This window comes from Mesorhizobium sp. M0340 (assembly GCF_040321535.1).
In the GTDB taxonomy this organism is placed as follows: domain Bacteria; phylum Pseudomonadota; class Alphaproteobacteria; order Rhizobiales; family Rhizobiaceae; genus Mesorhizobium.
Map to the genome: position 1 here is coordinate 142,269 of NZ_JAMYRR010000001.1, position 24,523 is coordinate 166,791.

The following is a 24,523-nucleotide window of genomic DNA, read 5'->3' on the forward strand; positions in this document are numbered from 1 at the left end:
TCTATTGCCGGGGGGGGTCGGTTTGATGTTGTGGTTTGCAGATTAGGAATTCGCCTTTTCGGCCGCCGACCCGTTGCGACGTTCGTCTGTTGCGGCGCCCACCAGCTGACTCTCGCATCGCTTCAAACTTTCGGAAAATTTCAATACAAATTTCACGCGGCTGTTCTTTGAAAATACACCATGGGACCAGCAAGTTGATCGGCAAAGAAACCGATCTTCTTCCTTGCACTTAGGGCGTAATGCAACCGGCGAGTTCGCGGGTTGCTCAGCGAAACTACAGCAGGGAGAATGTTATGACCATCAACATCAAAACAATCACCGGTGCAGTGGCAGGCAGCGTAGCGCTTTTCATGCTCTCGATGCCCGTGAATGCCGCGAACGGAATTGCCGTTGGTGTTGGAACATCCATCGGCGGCAACGGCGGCATCAATGCCGGCCTCGGCGCGACGGTTGGCGGTCGCGGCGGCATCAACGCCGGTGCCGGCGCAACGGTTGGCGGCAGCGGCGGCATCAAGGCAGGCTTCGGTGCCTTGGTGGGCGGCAGCGGCATTAACACCGGTGCCGGTGCTACGGTTGGCGGTTCCAGGGACATCGCCGCGAGCGCCGGCGCGTCGGTCGGGGGCAGAAGCGGCATCAACGCTGGTGCCGGCGCAACGGTTGGCGGTTCGAGCGGCATTGCCGCCGGCGCGGGGTTAGGTATCGGCAGCGGCGTTGGGGCTGGCGCGGGGGTCAGGGTTGGCAGCGGCATCAATGTCGGCGCCGGTGTCGGGATCGGCAGTGGTACCAATCCGAGCAATCCGTCCAACCCGGGCAGCCCGTCCAATCCCAGCTTACCCCAGGTCGTCGCCGACATGTCGAGCGACAAGTTGGCCAGGATGAAGAAGCGCTGCGTAGACGTGCTGAGTAGCGAAGGCACTTACGATAGCGATCTGCGCCAATTGTGCCTGCTTATCGCGCGCCGCTAAGGCGAATACATCGGAATGAAATGTCGGACCGGGCCGAGAGGCCTTCGTCCACCAGACCTCCAGCCGTCCAAAGCCCGCCATTGCGGCGGGCTTTTTTGCCGAGCACGTGGCGGCAGCATGGCTGGGCTCACAAGAGCACGCGCCTCAATGTGTTTGACGGCCAAGATCCGGCGAAGCGGCCACCCCGCCTTCCAGGGCGTCCCAGCCCAATGCGGGGCTGCTTTGCATCAGCTGAGTGCACGCAAACTCCGCCAAATCGGCTTCCGCGAAGCCGTCGAACTCGATAGCTGCGCCTTGGAGCTGGGCTGCCTGCATGACGAGCCATTCGATGTCTTCGCGCGCAATATTCTCGGCGAGGTTTTGCAGTCGCACGGCTTCGGCGACAGCAGTCAGATTGATGGCAATCCCGGACCGCAATGTAGCTCGAACTCGGGAACCGACGTCTTCGTGCAGGCGAACCGAGAATCCGTAGCGCATGGAAAACCTTCCTTTCAGGAGCGGTTTGTCCCTCGTGTTCTACCATGCGCCCAGGGCTCGTGATTGGCAAGCGAAGACCCTTGAAAAATCGCTTCGTGTCAAATAGTTAGCGTATTTTGTTGATTGCCCACTTGATGCTTGATCCGCTTCATCGGACTTCTGCATGAGTCACACATCTGAAGGTCTTGACGTACTATGCTCACGTACCTAATTCTACACAAAATCAGGAACATACTAACTCAGCTGCGTTTAGGCTGGTATGACTGGAGGCCGAGATGTCCGAACTGGAACGCCCGGAACGACTGCAGATCATGCTGACTGTCGATGAACTGGCGGCATTGGAGAACTGGCGCTTCGAAAAGCACATGCCGAGCCGGTCGGCCGCGGTACGTGAGCTTTTGAGGCGAGGTCTCACAGCCGATGGTTTCCTGACGGCGGCGCATGGGACCAAGTCGCGCGACTTCGGCATCCTGCCGCATTCTGCAGATGGCGACCGCAGCACGGCCGACGGACCGTCCCAGAAGGAATAGCGCTGTTTCCGCCGTGGATCGCCCGCTCTCCGACCGTGCTTCGCGTCTCTCTCGCTTTGCGATGAGCTGTGAACGTCTGTCTGCTGATCGCCGCGAAGTAGAAGAGATCCGAAGCTCTGTCTTGCCAGACGCTCCGCAATCAGGGAGTGCTTGATCGGCATAGTGCGGGCTCGGGAATTTGCCGATGACGCTGGAATTGACGGCCGGCGACAAGTCGATGCTGCATGGCGAGCAAGGCTCGGCAGCGGCTGCCGCCATGAAGATCCTGGTCGCCTTCGCGAAGGCGGTCGGCGCGCGCAAGTTGTTGAATATTGCCGGTGCCCATATCGACGGCTGCCTCTATCACGGCCAGGCTAGCCTCGATTTCGTCGAAAGGCTGATCGAGGGCGGCGGCCGCGTTCGGGTGCCGACGACGCTGAATGTCGGTTCGTTCGACCTCATCCATCCCGGATTGGTGAAGATGCCGATGTCGCAAGAAGCGCCGGCGCGACGCCTGATGATGGCGCATCTGGACCTCGGCTGCCAGGCGACCTTCACCTGCGCACCCTATCAGACTCGATTCCGGCCAAGGTTCGGCGAGCAGATCGCCTGGGGTGAGTCCAACGCCATCGTCTTTGCCAATTCGGTGATCGGTGCGCGAACCAACCGTTATGGCGATTTCATCGATTTATGCTGCGCAATGACCGGACGCGCGCCGGCCTGGGGGCTGCATCTGAGTGAAAATCGACGAGGCCAGATCCTGTTCGAGCTGACTGGCGGTCTCGAGCCCAGCGACGCCCTGTTCGTGGGTGTCGGACTACTTGTCGGGCAAAAGAGCGGCGACCGCATTCCTGTCATATCAGGCCTGCCGCAGCCGCGCGACGAGGACCAACTGAAGGCGCTGGGGGCGGCGGCGGCAACGACGGGCGCTGTGGCGCTGTTTCATGCGGTCGGCATTACGCCGGAGGCGACGACGCTGGATGAGGCGTTGCACGGCCTGGTGCCGGAGGAACAAATCCGGATCTCTCGCGCTGATATCCGCCATGCGCTGGCCAGGCTGTCGAGCGTCCCCGACGGCGTGCAGCTTGCAGCCGTGTCGTTAGGCACGCCGCATTTCTCCCATGAAGAGTGGATGCGCCTGTTGCCGCTGCTGCGCGAAGTTGCGCCGGGCAGGGGCGTCCCGATCTATGTCAACACAGGGCGTGCCACGCTGACGCGACTGCAGGACGAAGGCGCACTGGCCGGCATGGAAGCCTTCGGCCTTGTCCCGGTCACCGACACCTGCACCTATGTCACGTCGATCCTCGAGCGTCTCGATGGCGTGGTGATGACCAATTCGGGCAAATGGGCGCATTACGCACCTGGCAACATCGGTGTCTCGGTGGCCTTCGGTGACATGGAAGACTGCGTCCGCTCGGCCGCGGCCGGCCGCGTCGTGCGAGGCGCGCCATGAAGGCGCCGGCCAGAACCGGTACATTCCACCTTGCCGGCTCCGCACAGGGCCCGGCGCTGGTGCTTTCGCAGGCGCTCAGCTTCTGGGGCGGGATCGATGTCGAAACGGGCGACATCATCGACCATTCGCATCCGGACCTGGGCGGCAATATCGCCGGCAGGATCCTGGTGATGCCGAGCGGGCGGGGGTCGTCGTCCTCGTCTTCGGTTCTGGCCGAAGCGATTCGCAGAGGGACGGCGCCGGCCGGCATTATCCTGGGGCGGCCGGACCCGATCCTTGCCGTCGGCGCCATCGTTGCCGAATTCCTCTACGAAATCAGGATGCCGCTGGTCGTCTGCGACATATCAGGCATTGCCTCCGGCGACCGGATCGCCATCGGTCTGGGCGAAGATGCGCAAGCGATGGTGAGCAAGCTCTAGCCGGCCATCAGTCCCGCCGCGCACCGCGGCCAGGTCGACGCTGAAATCGAGATTGGCGTGGCCGTTGATGCGCCAGTTGGCAAAGACGTTGACCAGATCGAAGCCGTCATCGACGAGAGCCGGTTCGTCCGGTTTGCTGCGGTTGGTGCGCGTGATCTTGCCAACGCTGAGATATTGCGCGCCAACGGTAAGCTGGTCTTCCAGCATCCTGAAGCCGACGGTCGCCGCGAGCGGTCGAGCGGCGTGTTGTTCAGCGGCTGGCCGGAATAGAGCGCGCCGGCAAGATTCACGAAACCCCAGCCATTCACCTGGGTTCAGATCTCCGGGATACTCTCCCTGAAGATCACTTGCAGCCTCGGCTGGTGCAGTTCGTAAGGCAATCCCCTGACCGCGTGGGTCAAGGTGTTGAGCGCCTCGCGGGCCTCGACGCGCGGGTTCTGGTCGATGACCGCGTCGAGCGTGCCGTCGAGCAAGAGCTCCTTGGTGCCTTCCGTCACCTCATGGCCGAGAAAGACCGTCGACAGCGCGCGCCCGCGTTCCTTCAGCGCGCGGGCGATGCCGGTGTTGCCAGCGCCGACATTGTAGATGGCGGCCAGGTCCGGGTGCCGGTCCAGCAGGGCGGAGGCCTCAGAGTAGGCTTTTTCCCGATCGTCGAGCATTTCGCGCATCTCGACGATCTGCAGATTGGGCGATTCTTCCGTCAGTATGTGGCGGAAGCCCATCTCGCGCTCTTCGTGGCCGCGGTAGGAGAGCGAACCGGCGAACAGCGCGACCTTGCCCGGACGCCCTGCGCCCATGAAGCGGTTGAGCAGGTAGCCGGCGAGCCGGCCGGCGGCGCGGTTGTCGATGCCGATATAGGCAACCCTCGGCACATGCAGGATGTCGGAAGCGAGGGTGACGACCTTGACGCCGCTGGCCGAAAGCGAGCGGATCGCCTCGCGCACCGTCGGATGGTCGAGCGCGATCACACCGACGCCTTGCGTCTGCCCGTGCAGTTCCTGCAGCAGACGGGCGAGCCGATCCGGATTGAAGCCTTCGATAGTGGCGACGCGGACGTCGAGGTCAGGCCGCGACTGCGCCTGCGCCTCGATCTGGCGGTGCAGCATCTTGATGAAGGAATTGGTGCCGGCGGGCAGGGCGAAATCGAGCCGTATGACCTCACCGCGCAGCGCGTTGAGCGAGCTCGGATTGTTTGAATTTTCAGCGATGTAGCCAAGCCGCTGTGCCGTTTCGAGCACGACCTCGCGAGTGCGCGCCCTGACCCCGGCGCGGTTGTTGAGCACACGGTCGACCGTGGCGGCGGAAACGCCGGCTTCCCGGGCTATGTCTGTCAGGGTGGACCGCACTGTCGATCACCTCATTCCAAAATGTGCCAAAAGCGCATCGAGATTACGCATTTCATAGGTCCGATGTCGGAGAGCGGCCTCATCGCCGCTCGCGATTCTGATGGGAAATGATGTAACCGGCCTTGGCCGATCCGCAAGTCGCTGCGCTGGACCAAATTCCGAAGCGGACCAACGCGCCGAGGTGGGCAGCCTGGTTCCCTCAAATTCAAGCACCGGCTTCGGTGCGAGAGCCTTGATAAACGCCATTTTCCCCTCCCTTGAGATATTATGATGTGTCTTGATTATTTATGATGTTGACAGCCTTGGTGCAGTGCCGTCAATATCCATCATAAGGGCCGTGGAGGAACAAGGCCCTGAGGGAGGATTTCCAATGTCGAATTTGATCCGCGTGTCGCGGCGCCGTTTGCTGGCGTCCGGTGGAAAGGCGGCAGTGCTTGTTGCCGCAGGTATCGCGCCGAAATTCATTCGCCCAAGCCGTGCCTATGCGGCCGATGCCCTGGCGCCCGGCATGATCGGTGGCCCGACCGGCTTCGACGGCTCGGAGCGCTATCAGTATGGCGCCGACACACCCGAGGGCCGCGCCATCGAAGCAGCCAAGGCGATGAAGGGCGCCGGCAAGGCGCCGACGAAGATCGTGCTCGGCCTGTCCGACGGTTCGATCGGCCAGCTGACGCAGCCGTTTCCGGCGGGCGCGCCGTCGATCAAGGATCTATGGGAGAAGGAAACCGGTATTCCGCTCGAGATCGTCGGTGTGCCCAACGGCCAGGAATTCACCAAGACGATGCAGGACATCTCCACCAAGGGTGGAGCCTACGACATCTACGCGGTCGAATGGAACCGTCTTGGCGACCTCGCCGAAACCGGCGGCATCCTCAAGCTCGACGACTTCGTTGCACAATATAAGCCGGAATGGGACGATCCCGAGCGTGGCTACGTCAACGGCGCCAAGGGCGTGTCGCTGCTCAACCAGTATCGCGGCTCGACCTACGGCGTGTCGCTGGATGGCGATTTCCAGACCTGGGTCTACCGCACCGATCTGTTCGGCGACGCAGCCGAGAAGAAGGCTTTCTCCGACAAACACGGGTATGAACTGGCGGCGCCGAAGACGTGGAAGCAGCATGACGAGATCGCAGCCTTCTTCCAGCGCCCGGACAAGGGCCTGTTCGGCTCGACCGATCTGCGCAACCAGGGCTGGGGCTATACCAACTGGTATCAGCGTTATGTCTCAACGGCTTCGCCCAATCAGTTCTTGTTCGACGATGCCGGCAAGCCGCTGATCAATTCGGAACAAGGTATCGCGGCGACCAGCGAGTACATTGCGTCGCTTTCGCACCATTCGCCGGATGCGATCTCCTGGGGTTGGCCGGAGCAATACGGCAATTTCGCCAAGGGCGGTGCGGCCATGACCTGTGCCTTCTCCAATCTGCCGAAATTCCTCGACAATGCCGGCAACAAGGATTCAGCTGTCACTGGAAAGATCGGCTCCATGCTGCCGCCCGGCCGCGAGATCGACGGAAAACTGGTCAGCCGTTCGGTGCTGTGGCTTAACCTGTCGGCGTCGGTGTCCTCGCAAGCCAAGAACCCGGAAGCCTGCTACCTGTTCCTGCAGTGGCTGGGTTCAAGCCGCATCTACGCCTGGATGACCGCCAATCCGGGCGGCTATTTCGATCCGTTCCGGCTGTCGGATTTCTCCGATCCGCTGGTTCGCCAGACCTATCACGCCTACCACATGGACGTGGTGCGCGAGACGGTCGCCCGCACCGTGCCCACCATCAACTATCCCGGCGCCACCGCCTTCCACAACGCGCTGGACGAGAATCTCGTCGCCGCGTTGACCAAGGCCAAGACAGCCGAGCAGGCGATGGCCGACACCGAGGCCGAGTGGAAGAAGATTGCCCGTCGGACCGGCGAGGAGAAGCTTCTCGAAGCCATCAAGACAAACAAGGAGGCCTGGCCGACCGTCCTCGATCCGATCGCCTGATCCTCGCAGGATCTTACCAAGGAGGGGAGGAGCGGCCGCTCTTCCCCTCGCCAACGAAGGACCCAGCAAAGCCGCAAGATGAAGCGTTCAGTTCCTTTCGAGATATTCCGCTATGCCGCGATCCTTGCGGCGATGGCGGTGACGCTGGTGCCGATCCTGTGGATGGTGTCGATGGCGTTCAAGCCGATCGCCGAATGGTCGGCGACCGGCGCCGACCTGGCATGGTGGCCGAAGAACCCGACACTCAGCAATTTCCGCTTCGTCTTCGGGGAATCGACCAACAATCTGATCGTCGCGCTCGACCGCACAGCTTTGAAGCCGATCCTGTCGTCGCTGCTGTCGGCCACGTTCGGCACGGCAATCGCCATGTCGGCGGGCACCGCGGCGGCCTACGGGCTGTCGCGCTTCGGCTCGGGCCAGAACCTGCCGCTGGCGCTGATCCAGCTTCGCCTGTTTCCGCCGATGGCGGTCATGACCCCGGTGATGATCATGTGGGCTTTCCTCAACTTCACCGACAGCTGGTGGGGGCTGTCGCTGATCTATGGCATCGTCACGCTGCCTTTCGCCTTCTGGCTGATGAAGACCTTCTTCGACGACATGCCGCGCGAGATCGAGGAGGCGGCACTTGTCGAAGGCTGTTCGCGGTGGCGCGTCTTCACCCGCATCACGCTGCCGATGATGCGCGCGCCGCTGGCAAGTGCGGCGCTGTTCGTCTTCATCCTCAACTGGTCGGACTATCTGATTGCGCTGCTTCTGACGACGCGCGAATGGGTGACGGTTCCTGTCTACATGGCCTCGCTGTCCTCCTCGATGACCGGACAGCTCTACGGCGCCAAGGCTGCTCTCGGCCTGATTGCCGCGGTGCCGCCAGTGATCATGGGCATCGCCATCCAGCGCCATCTGGTGCGCGGGCTGACCTTCGGGGCGCTCAAGCAATGAGCGCGGTGGCAGCGACGATTTCGGAGGGCGACATGCAAGCCTCCAAAGCGGCGTCGGTGTTGCCGGACGAGGGCGCGCGGCTCGGCTTCCGGCTGACCCTGCCGGCGCAGATCCTGGTGCTGTTCATCGCCGTCTTCCCGCTCCTGATGCAGCTCTATATCAGCCTCACCGACTGGTCGCCGCTGTCGGGCACCGGTTGGTGGAATGCCTGGTCGATGTGGAATAGATTCGCCAACTACACCGACCTTGCCGTCGACGCACGCTTCTGGAGCGCGCTGAAGCGCACGGCCATCGTCATGATCGTCTGCGTGCCGACGGAGTTCCTGCTCGGGCTGGCGCTCGCGACGCTGTTTGCCGACGAGTTTCCGGGCAAACGGATCTTCTACTCTATCCTCTTGATGCCGATGATGGTGGTGCCGGCGGTGGCCGGCTACATGTTCTTCATGCTGTTTCAATCAGGCGGCCCGGTCAACGACATCCTGTCGGCGATCTCAGGCTTTCCTGTCACCATCGCCTGGCTGTCGGACCCGACGCTGGCACTCATCGCCGTCATGGTCGCCGACATCTGGCAGTGGACGCCGCTGATGTTCCTGATCCTGCTTGCCGGCCTGGTCGGCGTGCCTGAGGACCAGATCAAGGCGGCGACGCTGCTCGGCGCCAACCCCTGGCAGCGCTTCGTCACCATCGTGCTGCCGAAGATGAAGACGATCATCATCATCGCACTGGCGATCAGGGTGATCGAGAACTTCAAGATCTTCGACACGCTCTACATCATGACCGGCGGCGGTCCCGGCGTCGCTACCGAAACCATCTCCGTCTACATCTACAAGCTCACCACCCAGGACCTGATCTGGGGCTATGTGGCGGCAATCGCGCTGGCCATATTGATCGTGCTGTCCATCGCCGCGGTGTTTGCCATGAAACGCATGGCCCGGGTACGCCAGGTGACGGCATGAGCACGATCCATCTGCAAAACCTGGTCAAGAAATTCGGCGATTTCACCGCGCTGAAGACGATGGATCTGGCCATTGCCGACGGCGAGTTCATGGCGCTGCTGGGGCCGTCGGGCTGCGGCAAATCGACGACGATGAACATGATCGCCGGCATGGAAGAGCCGACCAGCGGCAAGATCCTGTTCGGCGAGCGCGACATGGCCGGCGTGCCGATGGGGCGGCGCGGCGTCGGCTTCGTCTTCCAGAACTATGCCATTTTCACCCATATGAGCGTGCGGCAGAACCTCGCCTACGGGCCGAAAATGCGCGGCGCACCCAAGGCCGATGTCGACCGCCGCGTTGGCGCCATTGCCGAGATGCTGCAGCTCACGCCGCTGCTCGACCGCAAGGCCGACCGGCTTTCGGTCAACATATTGCAACGGGTCGCGATCGGCCGTTCGGCGATCATGGAGCCGGCGATCTTCCTGCTCGACGAGCCGCTTTCCAATGTCGACGCGGCCTTCCGGGCGGTGATGCGGACCGAACTGAAGCAGTTGCAGCGGCAGTTCCGGCAGACCATGGTCTACGTCACCCACGATCAGCTCGAAGCGATGACCATGGCCGACCGCATCGCGGTGATGGACCATGGCGTGCTGCAGCAGGTCGGCACGCCGCTCGAGGTCTACAACGATCCGGCCAATGTCTTCGTCGCCCGCTTCATCGGCGCGCCGGGCATGAACCTGCTCAAGGGCTGGCTGGCGGAAAGCGACGGTGGCCTGGTCGTCGATCTCGGCCCGCTCGGGGCGACGCCGCCGCTGCCGGTCGAGATCGCCGATGCCGCACGCCGGATGCGCCGCGAGGTGTTTTATGGCTTTCGACCGGAGCAGGTGACGCTGGCTGAAGACGGCCGTGGCCTGTCGATGCCGGTGAGTTTCGTCGAGCGGATCGGCGCGCGCACCATCATCCACCTTGGCGACGGGGAAACCGCGGTTAAGGCGGTGTTCGACAATGATGTCGGGCTGGCGATCGGGCAGACAGCCGTCGTCACACCTGCGGTGGAGGCGGTGCGTGTCTTCGACGCCGCCACCGGCCTTGCCTTGAGAAAGGGCTGAGACCATGGCCGATATCGTCTTCCGCAATGTGACCAAACGCTACGGCAACACGCTCGCCGTCGATGACGCCTCGTTCACTGTCAACGACAATGAGTTCTTCTGTTTCTTCGGCCCGCCTCTATCTGGCAAGTCGACGGTGCTGCGCCTGGTGCTTGGGCTCGAGACACCGGACGCCGGCGAGATCCTGATCGACGGAAAGCCGGTCAACACAGTGTCGCCGGCCGAACGCAACGTCGCGATGGTCTTCCAGAACCTGGCGCTGTTTCCGCATATGAGCGCGCGCGACAACATCCGCTTTCCGCTGGTCGAACGCCGGGTCGCCGAAGCCGAGATCGAAAGGCGCCTCGCCGACGTCGCGGCCAAGCTGCATATCGGCCATATCCTGCACAAGCCGCCAGCACAGCTTTCCGGCGGTGAGCGGCAGCGCGTGGCGATTGCCCGCGCGCTGGTACGGGATCCCGCCGCCTATCTGATGGATGATCCAATCTCGGCGCTCGACGCCCGGCTGCGCGAGGAGACGCGCGTCGAGCTGAAGCGCATCCAGCGCGAGCTCGGCAAGACGCTGATCTATGTCACGCACGACCAGGAAGAAGCGATGTCGGTCGCCGACCGAATGGCCATTCTGGACAACGGCAAGATCAGGCAGATCGGCGCGCCAGCCGAGATTTATGACCGGCCGGCCAGTACCTATGTGGCGCGGCTGCTTGGCTCGCCGATGATGAACATACTGAAGTCGGTGCACGGCGCTGAAGGCGTGGAGGCGGCGGAAGGCAGGATCCGCATCGCGGACAAGACGGCGCCAGCCGATGCCGTCGAAATCGGACTCAGGCCGGAAGACATCAAGGTCAAGGCCTGGTCGGAGGGGCGCGCGGGCCGCCCGGCGCGAGTGTTCGAGGTCGAGCCGCTCGGCGGCTACACCGTAGTGACGCTCGCCGCCGGGCAGGCGCGTCTGCGAGCGCTGTTGCGCGGCCAGCCGGACATCAGGCCGGACGCGATGGTGGCGATATCCTGCGAGCCGGGCAGGGTGCATTATTTCGGGCAAAGCGGGGGAGCGCTGGCAAGGTGACGGCGGCTGCAAGAAACGAGCTTCGGGAGGAACATATGGCAAGCCAAGAAATGGTGGGCAACGGCTTCGAGCCGGACGTTAAAGTCCGCACCAGGGAATACAGGATCGGCTGCGTCGGCGCGGGCATGATCATGGCCGAATGTCACCTTGCCGCCTACAAGGAAGCCGGTTTCCCAGTGGTGGCGATTGCCTCGCGGACCAAGGCCAGCGCCGAGACGGTCGCCAAACGCTGGGATATCCCGGCCGTCCACGACACGCCGGAACACCTCATCGAGGACAATAACGTCGAGATCATCGACCTTGCCTTTCCGCCCGACCAGCAGCCGGCGTTGATCCGCCATGCGCTGAAGCAGGTACATATCAAGGCTATCCTGGCGCAGAAGCCATTGGCGCTGTCCCTTGAAGAGGCCGTCAAACTGCGCGACGAGGCGGCCAAGGCAGGCAAGATACTCTCGGTCAACCAGAACATGCGCTACGACCAGTCGATGCGCGTCTTGAAGCAGGTCATCGACAGCGGCGCGCTCGGCGACATCGTCTTCGCCCAGATCGACATGCATGCGATCCCGCACTGGCAGAGCTTCCTCGAGGACTATGACCGATTGACGCTCGCCAACATGAGCGTCCACCATCTCGACGTACTACGCTTCCTGTTCGGCGATCCCCTAGAGATCACCACCCTGACCCGCAAGGACCCGCGCACCCGCTTCGACCATTCGGACGGCATCACAGTGTCGACGATCAAGTTCCCGTCCGGTGTGCTTGCCGTATCGCTGGAGGATGTCTGGTCCGGGCCGCGCCAGGAGGGCTACAAGGACGACCAGCACATCAACTGGCGCGTCGACGGCACCAAGGGCGTCGCCAAGGGCACCATCGGCTGGCCGACTGGCGCTGCCTCGACGCTGACCTATGCCTCGACCGAGACCACCGGTGGTGAATGGGTGACACCCAGCTGGGACACGAAGTGGTTCCCGCATGCTTTTATCGGCGTCATGGAGCAGCTCCAGCACGCGGTCAAGACTGGCGAGCCGCCGGCGCTGTCCGTCGCCGACAACGTCAAGACCATGGCGCTGGTCGAAGCCGGCTACCGCTCCATCGACAAGGGCCGGACGGTCAAACTTTCCGAAATATCAACTGACTGAATCACTTACAGGGAGGACTTCACACCATGATGCAGGCAGGTATTTTCACGGGTTATTTTCCGTATGGCCTCAAGGAAACCGCGCAGAAGATCCGTGCGCTCGATTTCAACACCGTGCAGCTCGACCTGCATTTTAGGGACATCGACCTGTCGGCTGGACAGATCACCAGGGACAAGGCCAAGACCGTCCGCGATATGTTTCGCGACCACAATCTGCCGATCTGCTGCGTATCGGGTTACACCAACATCATCCATCCGGACCTGGGCGAGCGCGAGCGGCGCGTCGGCTATCTGAAGGAGATCATCCGCAACGCACGCCATTTCGGCACCCCTTACGTGATCTCGGAAACCGGTACCTACAACACCGAGTCCGACTGGGTGCATCACCCGAAGAACAAGACCGAGGAAGGTTTTGAAGAATGTCGCAAGATCATCGCCGACCTTGCCCAGACCGCCTACGACCACGGCGCGGTGTTCCTGCTCGAAACCTATGTCAACAATGTCGTCGGTTCGGTCGAGGAGACGGTGAGAATGTTCGCGCAGGTCGACCACCCAGGTCTCGGCCTGTTGATGGACCCGACCAACTATTTCGAAACGCACAATATCGACAGGATGGACCAGATCCTGAACCAGGTGTTCGACACGCTGACCGACAAGATCAAAATCGCCCACGCCAAGGACGTCAAGCGTTCTGGCGGCGACAAGTCGGAGAAGCACGCCGACATCGGCGACGAGGACGCGCTGGAGAGCCACACTTTCCGCGGCGTCGGCGAGATAGAGCTGCCGGCGCCTGGCCTCGGTTCGCTGAATTACGACCTCTATCTCAAGCGGCTGGCCGAAAAGCATCCGAACATTCCGGTCATCATCGAGCATCTTTCGGAAGACGACGTGCCGCGCGCCAAGAAATTCCTCGACGGGAAATTCCGCGCCAACGGACTGTGACGGCGCGGTTCGGCTACGAAACAAGGGAGGAAGAGAAATGTTGAAACTCGCGTTGAAAATCGCGGCTGCGGCGATCGTGCTCGCCGGCGTGACCATGGGCTCGGCGCTGGCACAGGATGCCCAGAAGACGTTCTACCTGTTGTCGCATGGCGGCCCGTCGGACGCCTTCTGGATCGACTGGAATGCCGGTGCCACCAAGGCGTGCGACCAGCTCAAAGTGACCTGCAAGATCTCCTTCAGCGGCGGCGACATGGCGGCGCAGAAGGAAGCCTTCAACTCGGCATTGGCAGCCAAGCCGGACGGCATCGCCACCACCTCGGCGCAGCCCGGCCTGTGGACCGAGGAGGTCAAGGCGGCGAAGGCTGCCGGTATCCCGATCGTGTTTTTCAACACCGACGATCCGGCGACCGGCCGGCAAGCCTATGTCGGCGCCGACCTTAGGGAAGCCGGTGTCATCTGGGCGAAATATCTGGTCGACCACAAGATGGTGAAGCAAGGCGACAAGGTGTTCCTGCCGGTCGAAGTGCCGGGTGCCAGCTACCAGCAGCTCGAAACCGAAGGAATTGCCAGCGTCCTCGATCCGCTCGGCATCAAATATGACGTGGTCGATTGCGGCACCGATCCGGCCGGCATCATCGCCAAGATGACCGACTACATGGTGGCCAACAACCCGCCGGCGATCATCGCGCTCGGCGATTCCGTTGCGGCCAGCGTCAAGCGGGTGTTTGACGGCGCCGGCGTGCCGGCCGGCAAGATCCCGGTCGTCGGCTGGGGCAATTCGAAGGAAACGGCCGAGTCAGTCAAGTCTGGGTTCATCAACGCGGCTGCCTGGCAGTTTCCCTCGGCGCAAGGCTTCATGCCGGTGGCGCTGCTCGGGCTGGCCGCTGCTGGCGAACCGATCGGCTACGACATCCACACCTTCAGCCTCTACGACGCCTCGAGCGTCGAACCGATCCTGAAACTCTACAATAAGTGATTGGAACTGACGCTCGCCGCGCAGGCGGCGGGCGGCGCCCTGAAGTATGGTTCAAGCAGTCATGACAATTGCCGCAGAAGAGGAAATGCCGCGTGCCAGACGCAGGTCGAGCCTGATGCGCTCGCCGCAGTTCTCTTCGCTCGTCATCCTGATTGTCCTGCTTGCGGTGTTCGCGATCGCCGACGCCAACTTCCTGTCGCCGCTCAACATCTCCAACATGATGGCGTTTCTGCCCGAGCTCGGCATCATCGCGCTCGGCATGACGCTGCTTTTGACGGCTGGCGAGTTCGACCTTTCGGTCGGCGCCGTATTCGGGCTGGCGCCGGTCGTGGTCATGCTGCTGGTGCAGAACGGCGGGGTCGATATCGGCGTGGCGCTGCTGGCCGGACTGGTGCTCTGCATAGCGATCGGTGCGATCAACGGGCTGATCGTCACCAAGATCGGCATTTCGTCCTTCCTGGTGACGCTGTCGATGCTGCTCGTGGTGCGAGGCGCTGCCCTTTACATCACCCAGGGCTTTCCGCTGAAGTCCTGGGACCAGCCAGGCTTCTTCGTGACGCTGCTGGCCGGCAGCTTTAGTATCGGAACGTTCCGTTTCTATACCTCGCTGTGGTGGTTCATCGGCCTGTCGCTGCTGGCGGTCTATGTGCTGCGCTACGCCAAGCTCGGCAACTGGATCAGCGCTATCGGCTCGAACCGTAACGCTGCCGTGGCGCGTGGTGTGCCGGCCGATGCGGTCAAGATCTGGCTGTTCATCCTGACCTCGGTGCTGGCCGGTCTCGCCGGCATGATCAGCGCCTTCCGCATCTCGGCGGCATCGCCGGTGGCCGGCACCGGCTATGAGCTGGAAGTGATCGCCATGGTGGTCGTCGGCGGCACCGCGCTGACCGGTGGGCGCGGCACCATTTTCGGCACCATCGTCGGCGCGCTGATGCTGCGCAGCATCCGCAACGGCATCGTGCTGATCGGCGTGCCAGGGCTCGCCTACAACATCTTCGTCGGCGTCATCATCCTTGCCATGCTCATCCTGCACGCTTTGCTGCAGAAGAACGCCGCCAGGAGCTGATCATGGAAGTGCTTCGGCTGCAGAACCTGCAAAAATCCTTCGGCAGCGTCCGCGCCCTGAAGAGCGCCTCCTTCACGCTCAACGAGGGCGAAGTGGTGGCCTTGCTCGGCGACAACGGCGCCGGCAAATCGACATTAATCAAGGCGATCTCCGGGGTCTTTCCCGTCGATCGCGGCGACATCTATGTGCGCGGCCAGAAGGTCTCCATCCGCTCGACGCGCGACGCGATGGACCTTGGCATCGAGACCATCCACCAGGACACCTCGCTGGCTCCCGATCTCAGCATCGCGCGCAATCTTTTCCTCGGCCGCGAGCCGGTCAATCTCAAATGGCTTGGCGTGTTCGCGCCGCTCGATCTCGCTCAATTGCGCGATGCCGCCTCGGCACTTTTGAAGCGCGTCGGCATCTCGAAGAAACTCGACGCCGATGCGCTGGTCTCAACGCTGTCGGGTGGCGAGCGTCAGTCGATCGCGATCTCGCGCGCCATGCAGTTCGCCGCCAAGGTCATCATCCTCGACGAGCCGACCAACAATCTCGGCGTCGAGGAAACACACGGCGTACTGCGCTTCGTCAAGGAGGTGCGCGATGCCGGTCACTCGGTGCTTTTGATCACCCACAACATCCATCACGTCTTCCAGGTCGCTGACCGCATCATCGTCATGCGCCGTGGCGAGATCGTCGCCGAGCAGACAGTTGCAGACACCGACCTGCTGACCGTGGAAAGCATCATCACCGGCGCCGACATGTCGGCCCTCCTCAAGGAGACGAGAGCGAAGTGAAGGACGGGAGCAAAGTGAAGGAACTGGCCGTCACATGGTAGAGCTTTACGGCAAGACGCTGTCGCGCCGGCAGGTCTCGGAACGCTCGGGCATGCTGTCGCAATTCGCCGGCGTGCGGCTGATGACGCTTGGCGACGGGGTGGAGCGCGGCATCCGTATGCTCGAATTCCGCACCGGCTCCGGCCTGCGTTTCACCGCGCTGGTCGACCGGGCGCTCGATATCGCCGATTGCGACTTCAGGGGCCAGGCGATCGGCTGGCATTCGCCGAGCGGCTTTCGCCATCCCGGCCTGCACGAATACGAAGGCGAGGAGGGGCTGGCCTGGGCGCGGTCGTTTTCCGGCCTTCTGCTGACCTGCGGCCTCGACCATATATTGTTCATGAACGAGGTACCGGCCGACACCTACAACTATCCGCCCAAGAAGACGGTGCGCCACTCGCTGCATGGCCGCGTCAGCACCATCCCGGCGCGGCTGACCGGCTACGGCGAGACCTGGGACGGCGACCACTGCGTGTTGTGGGCCGAAGGCATCGTCCAGCAATCGACTGTATTCGGCGAGGATCTGCACCTGCTGCGGCGCATCGAGGCCGATGTCGGCGGCAACGAGATCCGGCTTTCGGACCGTGTCGTCAATCACGGCTTCAACCGGACCCCTCATATGTATTTCTACCACATCAATGTCAGTCATCCGGTGCTCGACGAGGGATCGCGCTACCTGGCGCCGATCCGCGACGTCGTCTGGGCAGGCCATGCCGGCGAGCGCTATGAAGCGCAGAAGGTCGGCTACCGCACGGTGCCGGCGCCGCAACCGGGATTCAAGGAACAGGTCTGGCAGCACGAACTCGGCGCCGACAGCACCGGCCAAGTCCCGGTGGCGGTGGTCAACGACAGGCTCGGCCTCGGTTTCGAGGTGGTCACGCGCAAGGACCAGTTGCCCTGCGCCTATCAATGGCAGAATTTCCAGGCCGGACGGTACGCGCTTGGCATCGAGCCGTCGACGCATCATGTGCTTGGGAATCTGGCGGCGCGCGAACGCGGCGAGATGATCTGGCTGGAGCACGGCGAGAGCCGCACCTACGATGCGGTGTTCCGGGTTCTCGACGGTGCCGGCGAGATCGCCGCCGCCGAAAGCCGGATCGCGGCGATTGCCAGACAGCCGCAGCAGGATTATCCGCAGCCGTCGGGCCGTTTTCCTGTTCTTGGAGGCAGGTCGTGATAATGGCGAAGAGGATACGGGACACCAGTTGGGAGGCTGGCTCCGGCCGGAGCGGGGAGGGCTCGCGGCCGATCGGGAATTGGAGGTCACAATGGCTGGCACGGTAAAGCGCGATTACAGCCTGGTCGGCGAAAGCACGCGCAGGGCGATCGAGACGGGACTGGCCTCGGCGGAGTGGTACCACACGGATGTTCCCCGCAAGGCGATCAAGGAGTTGATGCAGCGCTCGGACGGCCCGGCGATCCGCGACACGATCATCTGGATCGTCGCCATCCTCGGCTCGGCCGCCGGCGCCATCTATTTCTGGGGTACCTGGTGGTGCGTGCCGTTCTTCTTCGTCTACGGCGTGCTCTACGGCTCGTCCAGCGACTCGCGCTGGCACGAATGCGGCCATGGCACTGCCTTCCGCACGCGCTGGATGAACGATGTCGTCTACCAGATCGCCAGCTTCATGCTGATGCGCAACCCGGTGACCTGGCGCTGGAGCCATGCCCGCCACCACACCGACACCATCATCGTCGGGCGCGACGCTGAGATCGCCGTGATGCGCCCGCCGGACCTTTTGCGTGCGGCGCTGGCTTTCACCGGCATTCTCGATTTTCGCTATTCGCTTCCGGCGCTGGTACGCCAGGCGTTCGGCAAGCTGACGCCCGACGAGAAAAGCTATGTTCCCGAGATGGAACAGCACAAGGCCGTCATCGCAGCGCGCTGGCATATTGCCATCTACGTCGCCACGATCGCGCTCGCCGTTTTCATGCGGTCGTGGATACCGGTGGTGCTCATCGGCGTGCCGCGCCTCTACGGCACCTGGCACATGGTGATGACCGGCCTGCTGCAGCACATCGGTCTGGCCGACAACGTCGTCGATCACCGGCTCAACACCAGGACCGTATACATGAACCCGATCAGCCGGTTCATCTACTGGAACATGAACTACCACGTCGAGCATCACATGTTTCCGATGGTGCCTTACCACGCGCTGCCCAGGCTGCACGAACTGATCAAGCACGATCTGCCGGAGCCGAACCCGTCGATATGGCATGCCTATCGCGAGGTCTGGCCGGTCCTGCTCAGGCAGCTCAAATACGAGGATTATTTCCTCAAGCGCGAACTGCCGCCAACGGCTAGGCCCTATCGTGGCGAGTTCCACGAAGTGAACATGTCGGCGGCGGCTGAATAGGCACCGCAGCAGCGCAACGCAGAAATTTCGGGAGAAGCAGAGATGGCCGATTGGGTCGAAGCGTGCGCCGTGGACGATGTCGACGAGGAAGACGTCATCCGCTTCGATCATGGCGGCCGCACCTTCGCTATCTACCGTTCGCCGGACGATGAATTCTTCGCCACCGATGGGTTTTGTACGCATGAGAAGGCGCATCTGGCCGACGGGCTTGTCATGGACGACATCATCGAATGCCCAAAGCACAATGGCCGCTTCAATTACAAAACCGGCCAGGCCAAAGGGGCTCCCGTCTGTGTCAATCTGCAGACCTATCCCGTCAAGGTGGAAGCTGGCAAGGTGATGATCCAGATCGCCTGACCGGCCTTCTGTCACGTAGCAAAGGGACCAAAATCCATGAGCCGGAAAAGACCGACCGTTGCAGACCTGCGTGCCCTGAAGGGCAAGCGGCAGCTGACGATGCTGCGCGTGCTGACGATGGACGAGGCCGAGGCCGCCGAACGCGCCGGCGTCGATATCGTCTCGGTGCCGCCGGAGCTGGTGCTCAATCCGCAATACCGCGATGCGGCACCCAGCCTGTTCACCATGCCGGGCGAGAATTTCTTCGAGATCGGCACCGCAGATGATTTCGTCCGCTGGGCGTTCCGGCTCTACAAGGCCAGCGCCGATGCGGTCTATTGCAGCGCCGGCTACGCCACCATCAAGCGGATGGCCGACGATGCCATTCCGGTAATCGGCCATGTCGGTCTCATCCCGTCACGCGCCACCTGGACCGGCGGCTTCAAGGCCGTCGGCAAGACCGCCGATACCGCCATGCAGGTGTTCGAGGCGGTGAAGCAACTGGAGGCCGCCGGCGCGATCGGCGCCGAGATCGAGGTGGTGCCGGTCGAGGTGGCCAAGGCGATTTCGGAGCGGACGTCGCTGATCATGTTGTCGATGGGGGCGGGCACCGGCTGCGATGCGCAATACCTGTTCGCCGACGACATCCTCGGCCAGAACCGTGGCCACATGCCGCGCCATTCCAAGGTCTATCGCAATTTCGCCGCCGAATACGATCGCCTGCAGGCCGAACGCATCGCTGCCATCTCCGAATATGTCGCCGATGTGAACAGCCTGGCGTATCCCGAAGACAGACACGTCGTGCACATGGACCCGGACCAGCTCAGCCTGTTCCTGGAGAAGATCGAAGCCGCATGAAGACACCCCAGCAGGCACAAAGCGTCATCGCGGATCGTAAAAAGCCGGTTCGGCGCCAGGGCCAGGTCATCGCATGGCCGGCTGCGATGCCACACGAAAGTTTGTTGGACCAGGTCTGGACGGCACCGGCCAGATGCTGTTGAAACCGGTGCGTCATCGGTTTGCCGGACAATTGCGCGGTTGCTGATGGAGCGGGTGAAAATTCCCCTTCGGACAGTCTGTGTATGACCGCCATTCCCGAAAACAAAGCCTTGCCCGAAACCGCGCCGGCGGCGCGGCAAGCTCGGCGGGTGGCACTGATCGTCGCCGTCGCCTTTTTCATGCAGCTTCTGGATTCGACCATCATCTCGACCTCGCTGCCGCAGATGGGAGAATCCTTCGGCGTGCCCGCGGTGGCGATGAGCATCGGCATCACCGTCTATATGCTGACCATGGCGGTGTTCGTGCCGCTGTCCGGCTGGCTCGCCGACCGTTTTGGCGCGCGCAACATCTTCCTCGCGGCGATCGCGCTGTTTACATTGGCCTCGCTCGTTTGCGGCATCTCACAGAACCTGGCCGAGTTCGTTGCCGCCCGCGCGGTGCAGGGCCTGGCCAGCGCGCTGATGACGCCGGTCGGCCGCATCCTGGTGCTGCGCAATGCACCGAAATCCGAGCTTCTCAACGCCACGGCGCTGATCACCTGGCCGGCGCTGTTTGCGCCGGTGGTCGGGCCGGTGCTTGGCGGCTTCATCACCACTTATCTCTCCTGGCACTGGAATTTCTTCATCAACATCCCGCTTGGGGTTGCCGGTTTGGCGCTGGTCGCCCGCTTCATTCCCGGCGACCGCGAAGCCGGAGCTAAGCCGCTCGATTGGCCGGGCTTCCTGCTAACCTCCGTCGGGCTCGCCTCGATGCTCTATGGCCTCGAGCGCATCGCGCATCCGCAAAAGGGTGTGTTGCCGACCGTGGCACTGCTCGGCACGGGCATTTTGGTCGGCTGGCTGGCGGTGCGGCATCTGCGACGCGCCAACCATCCGCTGCTCGATCTCACAGCTTTCAAGGTGCAGACCTTCGCCATCTCGACGCTGTCGGCCGGCACGATTTTCCGGATCGCCATCAACGCCACGCCGTTCCTGCTGCCGCTTTTGTTCCAGGTCGGCTTCGGACTGAGCCCGGTCGATGCGGGCATGATGATCCTGGCCTATTTCTTCGGCAATCTCGGCATGAAGGCGGTGACGTCGCCGACGCTGAGGCGCTTCGGCTTCCGTTCGGTGCTGATCGTCAACGGGGTGATCGCCTCCTTGTCGATCATGGCCTGCGCGGCGCTTTCGCCGCAGACGCCGCAAGCGTTGGTGGTGGTGCTGATGCTGATCGCCGGACTGTCGCGTTCGATGCAGTTCACCGCGCTCAACACACTGGCCTTCGCCGATGTGGCCCCACTGCAGCGCAGCTCGGCGGCGACGTTATCCAGCATGCTGCAACAGGTGGCGATGCTGTTCGGCGTAGCGGTCGCCGCGGCACTGCTCAACCTGTCGCAGATCGCCAGGGGCGCTGCGGCGCTCGATCTCGTCGACTTCCGACTTGCCTTCCTGGCGATCGGCGCAATCGGGCTCGCAGCCTCGTGCCGCTTTCTGGCGTTGCCGAACGTTGCCGGCGCCGAGGTCTCGGGCCATGTTTTGCGGAGCTGAAATCGGCCGCAGTTGTCCGACCTGTGTCGGCGGAGGCGGGGAGCTTTTCCTTCTCTCCTTGGGGAGAAGGTGGATCGGCGCGTAGCGCCGAGACGGATGAGGGTGTTGGAGAAATGTGACGCGCAAATATCGAGGAATTTAAAGTGCTTACGTCTTCGAGGTAGCGATCCTTCCAGCACCCCTCATCCGACCGAGCTTCGCTCGGCCACCTTCTCCCACAACAAGGGGAGAAGGAAAGGGCGGTGCTACACCGGCCGATATATCTTCTCCGCCGTGTTCCAAAAGACATCCGCCTCGGCGGTCGCGCCGTGTTTTGCCACGGCCTGCCGGTGCGCCCTGATCAGCTCGGCGTGGCTGGTCCACAGTTTCTCAATCGGGAAGTTCGAGCCGAACATCAGATGGTCGCTGCCGAGGATGTCGATGGCATTGTCGACGATATAGCCGATGAGCGCCGGATCGTTACGGTGGACGAATGTGCCGAGGCCGGACAGCTTTGCATAGAGGTTGGGCGCCGCTGACAGCTTGCGCAGCCCTGCCTTCCAGGCCTCGGTGGTTTCGGGCTCCATGCCGGTCAGCATGCCGGCGTGGGTGAGAATGAAATTGGTCTCGGGGTTCTCGCCGACGAGCGTCAGCCCATCCTTCATCTGGGCGGGGAAAAGCTGCAGGTCGAAGGACAGGCCGTAATCCTTGAGGCGCGCGACATTGGCCCGCACCTTCGGGTCGATGACCTGATCGACCGAGGCGGCGAAGCGGAAGGCCGGCGTTTCGTGCCAGTGCAGCTGCATGCGCACGCCGCGCAGCAGAGGGTATTTGATCAGCCGGTCGATCTGGGAACGCACGTCGTTCACGGTCATGTCGGCATAGCCGACAATGGCGTGCGGCCAGCCGGTTTCTTCCGCGGTCTTCTGCAGGAAGGCGACCTCGTTCTCGAAATCCTCCTTGGCCCAGTTGGTCTGGACATAGACCGCCTTCTCGACGCCCGAGCCTTGCTGGTCGGCAAGGAATTCCTCGATCGGATAGTCGCGGCGGATCGGCTCGTAGGGGCCAAAGATGCGCGGCACCATCGGCCCGACCAGCCACGGCTGGTCCTTTTGGCGCCAGATGTGGAAATGCGCGTCAATCGCCTTCTGCATCACGAAACCCTCTTCCAGATTGCCGCGGCCACGGGGGCGGGGCGGGCGAGCGACAGGATGAAATCGGTGAGGCCCGCGATGGACGAGCCGTCGACCAGGTCGTCGAGCATCGGCAGGATGGCGCGAAGTGCTGCCGTTGCCGGCTGGAAACGCGGATCGCCGGCCAACGGCGTCGCCAGGGAGAGTCGGAAGGCTCGGGCAAGCAGCCGGCGCATCGCCATTTCAAGCTCGGCATGATCGCCGCGCTCGAGCGCATCCGACAGGATGACGATTGCCGCTCCGCGTGCAAAGGCGGAGAAGCGCGGCACCGAGAGGAAGGCTAGCAGCGTTGGACCCATGCGGGTGCCGCCGTCCCAGTCGTCGACCTGGGCAGCGGCGCGGGCCAGCGCCTGGTCGCGGTCGCGAATACGCAGCGCCGAGGTGATGCGGGTCAGCCGTGTGCCGAAAGTGAAGACCTCCGCCCGGTCGGCGCCTTGCACCGCCGCGTGTGCCAGCTTGAGATAGTCCGATGTGTAGTGCTTCATCGAGCCCGACACGTCGATCAGGATGAGAAGCTTGCGCGGCACTGTCTGCCGCCGGCGCAGCAGCGGCGAGGGGATATCGCCGTCGGCACTGACGATTTCGCGCAGCGAGCGGCGCAGGTCGAGCTTGCCGCGCGCATGCGTGCGCACGGTGCGGAAGGACCGGCGGGCGGGCAAAGCGGTGGCGAGCTTGCGGCGGAAGGCGGCAAGCCCGTCGCGATCGCGCTGGAACTCGCGGACGCTCAACTGTTCGCTGGCCGAAGACAGTTCGCCGCCTTCCTCCTGGCGGACCACTTCGATTTCTTGTTTGCTGGTTTTGCCGTCGTCCTTGATGCGGGCTTCCTCGTCGGCGTCGCCTTCGACCAGCGCCGCGGCATCCCCGTAGAAATGGCTCCGGAAATGCGCCTCGAATTCGTCGCGGCGGTCGGGCGGCGGCGCCAGCGTGGCGAGGGCCGCTTCGCGGATGTCGGCCATCGAGCGTGGGCCGAGCAGCGTAACCGCCTGCATGAAACCGGAGACCTGCTCGGGCGCCACCGGGAAGCCGTAGCGGCGCAGCAGCCGGCCGAAGCCGAGGAAGGGTGCTGCCCCTTGAGGCAGGCCCGCCGCGCTCACGCCAGCGCCTCCTCGACAATCTTGCCGAGCTCGGGCGCGATGCAGGAAAGGTCCTCCTCATCCTTGATCAGCACGCCGATGGCGCGGCGGAAGGCTTCCGGCCAGGGGCTGCCGCCCTTTTCGAGGATGGTGGCGGCACTGGCCCATTCGACCGCCTCGGCGATGCCTGGCGGCTTCGCCAGCGGACGCGCGCGGATGTCGCGCACGGCGGAAGCCACGGCGCGCGCCGTGGCCTCGGCGACGTCGCCGGCGCGCAGCACGATGATCTCGGCCTCGCGAATGGCGTCGGGATAGGTGATCCAGTGATAGACGCAGCGCCGCCGCAGCGCCTCGGCCAGTTCACGGGTGCGGTTCGAGGTCAGGATGACGATCGGCTGCGCCGTCGTGCGAATGGTGCCCCGCTCGGGAATGCTGATCTGGAAATCGGACAGGAACTCCAGCAGCAGCGCTTCGAATTCATGGTCGGAACGGTCGATTTCGTCGACCAGCAGCACGCGCTTTTCCGGCGCCTTCAGCACCTGCAGCAGCGGCCGCGCGATCAGGAAACGGTCGTCGTAGATGTCGACCTCGTGCTCGCCGGCATGGCGGATGGCGAGCAGCTGGCGCTGGTAATTCCATTCGTAGAGCGCATGTGCTGCGTCGATACCCTCGTAGCATTGCAGCCGCACCAAGTCGCGCCCGAGCACCTCGGCAATCGCTTTGGCCGCCTCCGTCTTGCCGACGCCGGGCGCGCCTTCGAGCAGCAGCGGCTTGCCCAGCCTGATCGCCAGGAAGATGGCGGTGGCCAGGCTTTCATCGGCGAGATAGCGCGAGGCGGCGAGGCGGGACGCCACCGCCTCCGGCGAGGTCGCGACTGTCTCTGCGCTTGAAGTCCGGGCGCTTCTCTTGGGCATTTCCAGC

The 24,523-nt window shown here is 63.1% G+C and carries 25 protein-coding genes; 20 read left to right on the forward strand and 5 right to left on the reverse strand.

The genetic code is table 11. The features are described from left to right. The first annotated feature begins 293 nt into the window (after positions 1-293). Positions 294-965 carry a hypothetical protein gene (locus tag NKI79_RS00850; RefSeq protein WP_352799377.1) on the forward strand — a complete coding sequence of 224 codons (672 nt, stop codon included), beginning with the start codon at positions 294-296 and terminating at the stop codon, positions 963-965. Positions 966-1,109: 144 nt separating this feature from the next. Here NKI79_RS00850 and NKI79_RS00855 read toward each other — a convergent pair whose 3' ends face one another. Further along, on the reverse strand, positions 1,110-1,442 hold the full coding sequence (locus NKI79_RS00855) for a hypothetical protein (protein ID WP_352799378.1): 333 nt from the start codon (positions 1,440-1,442) through the stop codon (positions 1,110-1,112). A gap of 275 nt (positions 1,443-1,717) precedes the next feature. On the opposite strand from NKI79_RS00855, the gene NKI79_RS00860 reads away from it, so the two are divergent. From NKI79_RS00860 to NKI79_RS00875, 4 genes are all read left to right on the forward strand, one after another. Then, complete coding sequence (locus tag NKI79_RS00860; RefSeq protein ID WP_254820505.1) at positions 1,718-1,972, forward strand: hypothetical protein; 255 nt, start codon at positions 1,718-1,720, stop codon at positions 1,970-1,972. A 184-nt stretch (positions 1,973-2,156) separates the two neighbouring features. Then, complete coding sequence (locus NKI79_RS00865; RefSeq protein ID WP_352799380.1) at positions 2,157-3,404, forward strand: aconitase X; 1,248 nt, start codon at positions 2,157-2,159, stop codon at positions 3,402-3,404. Next, a complete protein-coding gene (locus NKI79_RS00870; protein WP_352799382.1) occupies positions 3,401-3,823 on the forward strand; it encodes an aconitase X swivel domain-containing protein in 423 nt (140 codons plus the stop codon). The genes NKI79_RS00865 and NKI79_RS00870 overlap by 4 nt, the downstream gene beginning before the upstream one ends. Before the next feature lie 57 nt (positions 3,824-3,880). Beyond that, complete coding sequence (locus NKI79_RS00875) at positions 3,881-4,093, forward strand: hypothetical protein (RefSeq protein WP_352799384.1); 213 nt, start codon at positions 3,881-3,883, stop codon at positions 4,091-4,093. 44 nt (positions 4,094-4,137) lie between these two features. Here NKI79_RS00875 and NKI79_RS00880 read toward each other — a convergent pair whose 3' ends face one another. Further along, positions 4,138-5,169, reverse strand: a complete 1,032-nt coding sequence (locus NKI79_RS00880; protein WP_352799386.1) for a LacI family DNA-binding transcriptional regulator — start codon at positions 5,167-5,169, stop codon at positions 4,138-4,140. A 370-nt stretch (positions 5,170-5,539) separates the two neighbouring features. Here NKI79_RS00880 and NKI79_RS00885 point away from each other — a divergent pair, with 370 nt between their 5' ends. From NKI79_RS00885 to NKI79_RS00955, 15 genes are all read left to right on the forward strand, one after another. Beyond that, on the forward strand, positions 5,540-7,150 hold the full coding sequence (locus NKI79_RS00885; protein ID WP_352799388.1) for an extracellular solute-binding protein: 1,611 nt from the start codon (positions 5,540-5,542) through the stop codon (positions 7,148-7,150). A gap of 78 nt (positions 7,151-7,228) precedes the next feature. Further along, positions 7,229-8,089: a carbohydrate ABC transporter permease gene (locus NKI79_RS00890; protein WP_352799389.1), complete on the forward strand. Its 861-nt coding sequence runs from the start codon at positions 7,229-7,231 to the stop codon at positions 8,087-8,089. After that, complete coding sequence (locus NKI79_RS00895; RefSeq protein WP_352475475.1) at positions 8,086-9,045, forward strand: carbohydrate ABC transporter permease; 960 nt, start codon at positions 8,086-8,088, stop codon at positions 9,043-9,045. Before NKI79_RS00890 ends, NKI79_RS00895 begins: the two co-directional genes overlap by 4 nt. Next, entirely contained in the window at positions 9,042-10,133 is a 1,092-nt protein-coding gene (locus NKI79_RS00900) for an ABC transporter ATP-binding protein (RefSeq protein ID WP_352799391.1), read from the forward strand. The genes NKI79_RS00895 and NKI79_RS00900 overlap by 4 nt, the downstream gene beginning before the upstream one ends. Before the next feature lie 4 nt (positions 10,134-10,137). Further along, positions 10,138-11,199 (forward strand): ABC transporter ATP-binding protein, encoded by a 1,062-nt coding sequence (locus NKI79_RS00905; protein WP_352799392.1) that lies wholly within the window; start codon positions 10,138-10,140, stop codon positions 11,197-11,199. 50 nt (positions 11,200-11,249) lie between these two features. After that, entirely contained in the window at positions 11,250-12,338 is a 1,089-nt protein-coding gene (locus NKI79_RS00910) for a Gfo/Idh/MocA family protein (RefSeq protein ID WP_352799721.1), read from the forward strand. A gap of 26 nt (positions 12,339-12,364) precedes the next feature. Further along, positions 12,365-13,279 (forward strand): sugar phosphate isomerase/epimerase family protein, encoded by a 915-nt coding sequence (locus NKI79_RS00915; protein ID WP_352799394.1) that lies wholly within the window; start codon positions 12,365-12,367, stop codon positions 13,277-13,279. A 37-nt stretch (positions 13,280-13,316) separates the two neighbouring features. Beyond that, entirely contained in the window at positions 13,317-14,255 is a 939-nt protein-coding gene (locus NKI79_RS00920; RefSeq protein WP_352799396.1) for a sugar ABC transporter substrate-binding protein, read from the forward strand. Positions 14,256-14,316: 61 nt separating this feature from the next. After that, positions 14,317-15,321, forward strand: a complete 1,005-nt coding sequence (locus NKI79_RS00925; protein ID WP_352705182.1) for an ABC transporter permease — start codon at positions 14,317-14,319, stop codon at positions 15,319-15,321. Further along, on the forward strand, positions 15,318-16,100 hold the full coding sequence (locus NKI79_RS00930) for an ATP-binding cassette domain-containing protein (protein WP_254820537.1): 783 nt from the start codon (positions 15,318-15,320) through the stop codon (positions 16,098-16,100). The genes NKI79_RS00925 and NKI79_RS00930 overlap by 4 nt, the downstream gene beginning before the upstream one ends. Positions 16,101-16,134: 34 nt before the next feature. Further along, a complete protein-coding gene (locus NKI79_RS00935) occupies positions 16,135-17,316 on the forward strand; it encodes an aldose 1-epimerase family protein (RefSeq protein ID WP_352644890.1) in 1,182 nt (393 codons plus the stop codon). A 91-nt stretch (positions 17,317-17,407) separates the two neighbouring features. Further along, the gene (locus NKI79_RS00940) at positions 17,408-18,496 is read left to right on the forward strand and encodes a fatty acid desaturase family protein (RefSeq protein ID WP_352799397.1); all 1,089 of its coding nucleotides are present in this window, start codon (positions 17,408-17,410) and stop codon (positions 18,494-18,496) included. A 42-nt stretch (positions 18,497-18,538) separates the two neighbouring features. After that, positions 18,539-18,853, forward strand: coding sequence for a MocE family 2Fe-2S type ferredoxin (locus NKI79_RS00945; RefSeq protein ID WP_287249971.1), 315 nt, complete (start codon positions 18,539-18,541; stop codon positions 18,851-18,853). Positions 18,854-18,889: 36 nt separating this feature from the next. After that, positions 18,890-19,690, forward strand: a complete 801-nt coding sequence (locus tag NKI79_RS00950) for a 3-methyl-2-oxobutanoate hydroxymethyltransferase (RefSeq protein ID WP_352799398.1) — start codon at positions 18,890-18,892, stop codon at positions 19,688-19,690. A gap of 224 nt (positions 19,691-19,914) precedes the next feature. Continuing rightward, on the forward strand, positions 19,915-21,357 hold the full coding sequence (locus NKI79_RS00955; RefSeq protein ID WP_352799400.1) for a DHA2 family efflux MFS transporter permease subunit: 1,443 nt from the start codon (positions 19,915-19,917) through the stop codon (positions 21,355-21,357). A gap of 245 nt (positions 21,358-21,602) precedes the next feature. On the opposite strand, the gene NKI79_RS00960 is transcribed toward NKI79_RS00955, so the two are convergent. From NKI79_RS00960 to NKI79_RS00970, 3 genes are read right to left on the reverse strand one after another with little or no spacing between them, the layout of a single operon-like run. Beyond that, complete coding sequence (locus tag NKI79_RS00960) at positions 21,603-22,490, reverse strand: amidohydrolase family protein (RefSeq protein ID WP_352475467.1); 888 nt, start codon at positions 22,488-22,490, stop codon at positions 21,603-21,605. Continuing rightward, complete coding sequence (locus NKI79_RS00965; protein WP_352475466.1) at positions 22,490-23,623, reverse strand: vWA domain-containing protein; 1,134 nt, start codon at positions 23,621-23,623, stop codon at positions 22,490-22,492. The genes NKI79_RS00960 and NKI79_RS00965 overlap by 1 nt, the downstream gene beginning before the upstream one ends. Beyond that, positions 23,620-24,516 (reverse strand): AAA family ATPase, encoded by an 897-nt coding sequence (locus NKI79_RS00970; RefSeq protein ID WP_352475465.1) that lies wholly within the window; start codon positions 24,514-24,516, stop codon positions 23,620-23,622. Before NKI79_RS00970 ends, NKI79_RS00965 begins: the two co-directional genes overlap by 4 nt. Between the last annotated feature and the right edge of the window lie 7 nt (positions 24,517-24,523).

Bases quoted from the DNA above. Each gene is read 5' to 3' on its own strand.
- NKI79_RS00850 (WP_352799377.1), top strand. From the start codon at position 294: ATGACCATCAACATCAAAACAATCACCGGTGCAGTGGCAGGCAGCGTA.
- NKI79_RS00855 (WP_352799378.1), bottom strand. From the start codon at position 1,442: ATGCGCTACGGATTCTCGGTTCGCCTGCACGAAGACGTCGGTTCCCGA.
- NKI79_RS00860 (WP_254820505.1), top strand. From the start codon at position 1,718: ATGTCCGAACTGGAACGCCCGGAACGACTGCAGATCATGCTGACTGTC.
- NKI79_RS00865 (WP_352799380.1), top strand. From the start codon at position 2,157: ATGACGCTGGAATTGACGGCCGGCGACAAGTCGATGCTGCATGGCGAG.
- NKI79_RS00870 (WP_352799382.1), top strand. From the start codon at position 3,401: ATGAAGGCGCCGGCCAGAACCGGTACATTCCACCTTGCCGGCTCCGCA.
- NKI79_RS00885 (WP_352799388.1), top strand. From the start codon at position 5,540: ATGTCGAATTTGATCCGCGTGTCGCGGCGCCGTTTGCTGGCGTCCGGT.
- NKI79_RS00890 (WP_352799389.1), top strand. From the start codon at position 7,229: ATGAAGCGTTCAGTTCCTTTCGAGATATTCCGCTATGCCGCGATCCTT.
- NKI79_RS00895 (WP_352475475.1), top strand. From the start codon at position 8,086: ATGAGCGCGGTGGCAGCGACGATTTCGGAGGGCGACATGCAAGCCTCC.
- NKI79_RS00900 (WP_352799391.1), top strand. From the start codon at position 9,042: ATGAGCACGATCCATCTGCAAAACCTGGTCAAGAAATTCGGCGATTTC.
- NKI79_RS00905 (WP_352799392.1), top strand. From the start codon at position 10,138: ATGGCCGATATCGTCTTCCGCAATGTGACCAAACGCTACGGCAACACG.
- NKI79_RS00910 (WP_352799721.1), top strand. From the start codon at position 11,250: ATGGTGGGCAACGGCTTCGAGCCGGACGTTAAAGTCCGCACCAGGGAA.
- NKI79_RS00915 (WP_352799394.1), top strand. From the start codon at position 12,365: ATGATGCAGGCAGGTATTTTCACGGGTTATTTTCCGTATGGCCTCAAG.
- NKI79_RS00920 (WP_352799396.1), top strand. From the start codon at position 13,317: ATGTTGAAACTCGCGTTGAAAATCGCGGCTGCGGCGATCGTGCTCGCC.
- NKI79_RS00925 (WP_352705182.1), top strand. From the start codon at position 14,317: ATGACAATTGCCGCAGAAGAGGAAATGCCGCGTGCCAGACGCAGGTCG.
- NKI79_RS00935 (WP_352644890.1), top strand. From the start codon at position 16,135: ATGGTAGAGCTTTACGGCAAGACGCTGTCGCGCCGGCAGGTCTCGGAA.
- NKI79_RS00940 (WP_352799397.1), top strand. From the start codon at position 17,408: ATGGCTGGCACGGTAAAGCGCGATTACAGCCTGGTCGGCGAAAGCACG.
- NKI79_RS00945 (WP_287249971.1), top strand. From the start codon at position 18,539: ATGGCCGATTGGGTCGAAGCGTGCGCCGTGGACGATGTCGACGAGGAA.
- NKI79_RS00950 (WP_352799398.1), top strand. From the start codon at position 18,890: ATGAGCCGGAAAAGACCGACCGTTGCAGACCTGCGTGCCCTGAAGGGC.
- NKI79_RS00955 (WP_352799400.1), top strand. From the start codon at position 19,915: ATGACCGCCATTCCCGAAAACAAAGCCTTGCCCGAAACCGCGCCGGCG.
- NKI79_RS00960 (WP_352475467.1), bottom strand. From the start codon at position 22,490: ATGCAGAAGGCGATTGACGCGCATTTCCACATCTGGCGCCAAAAGGAC.
- NKI79_RS00970 (WP_352475465.1), bottom strand. From the start codon at position 24,516: ATGCCCAAGAGAAGCGCCCGGACTTCAAGCGCAGAGACAGTCGCGACC.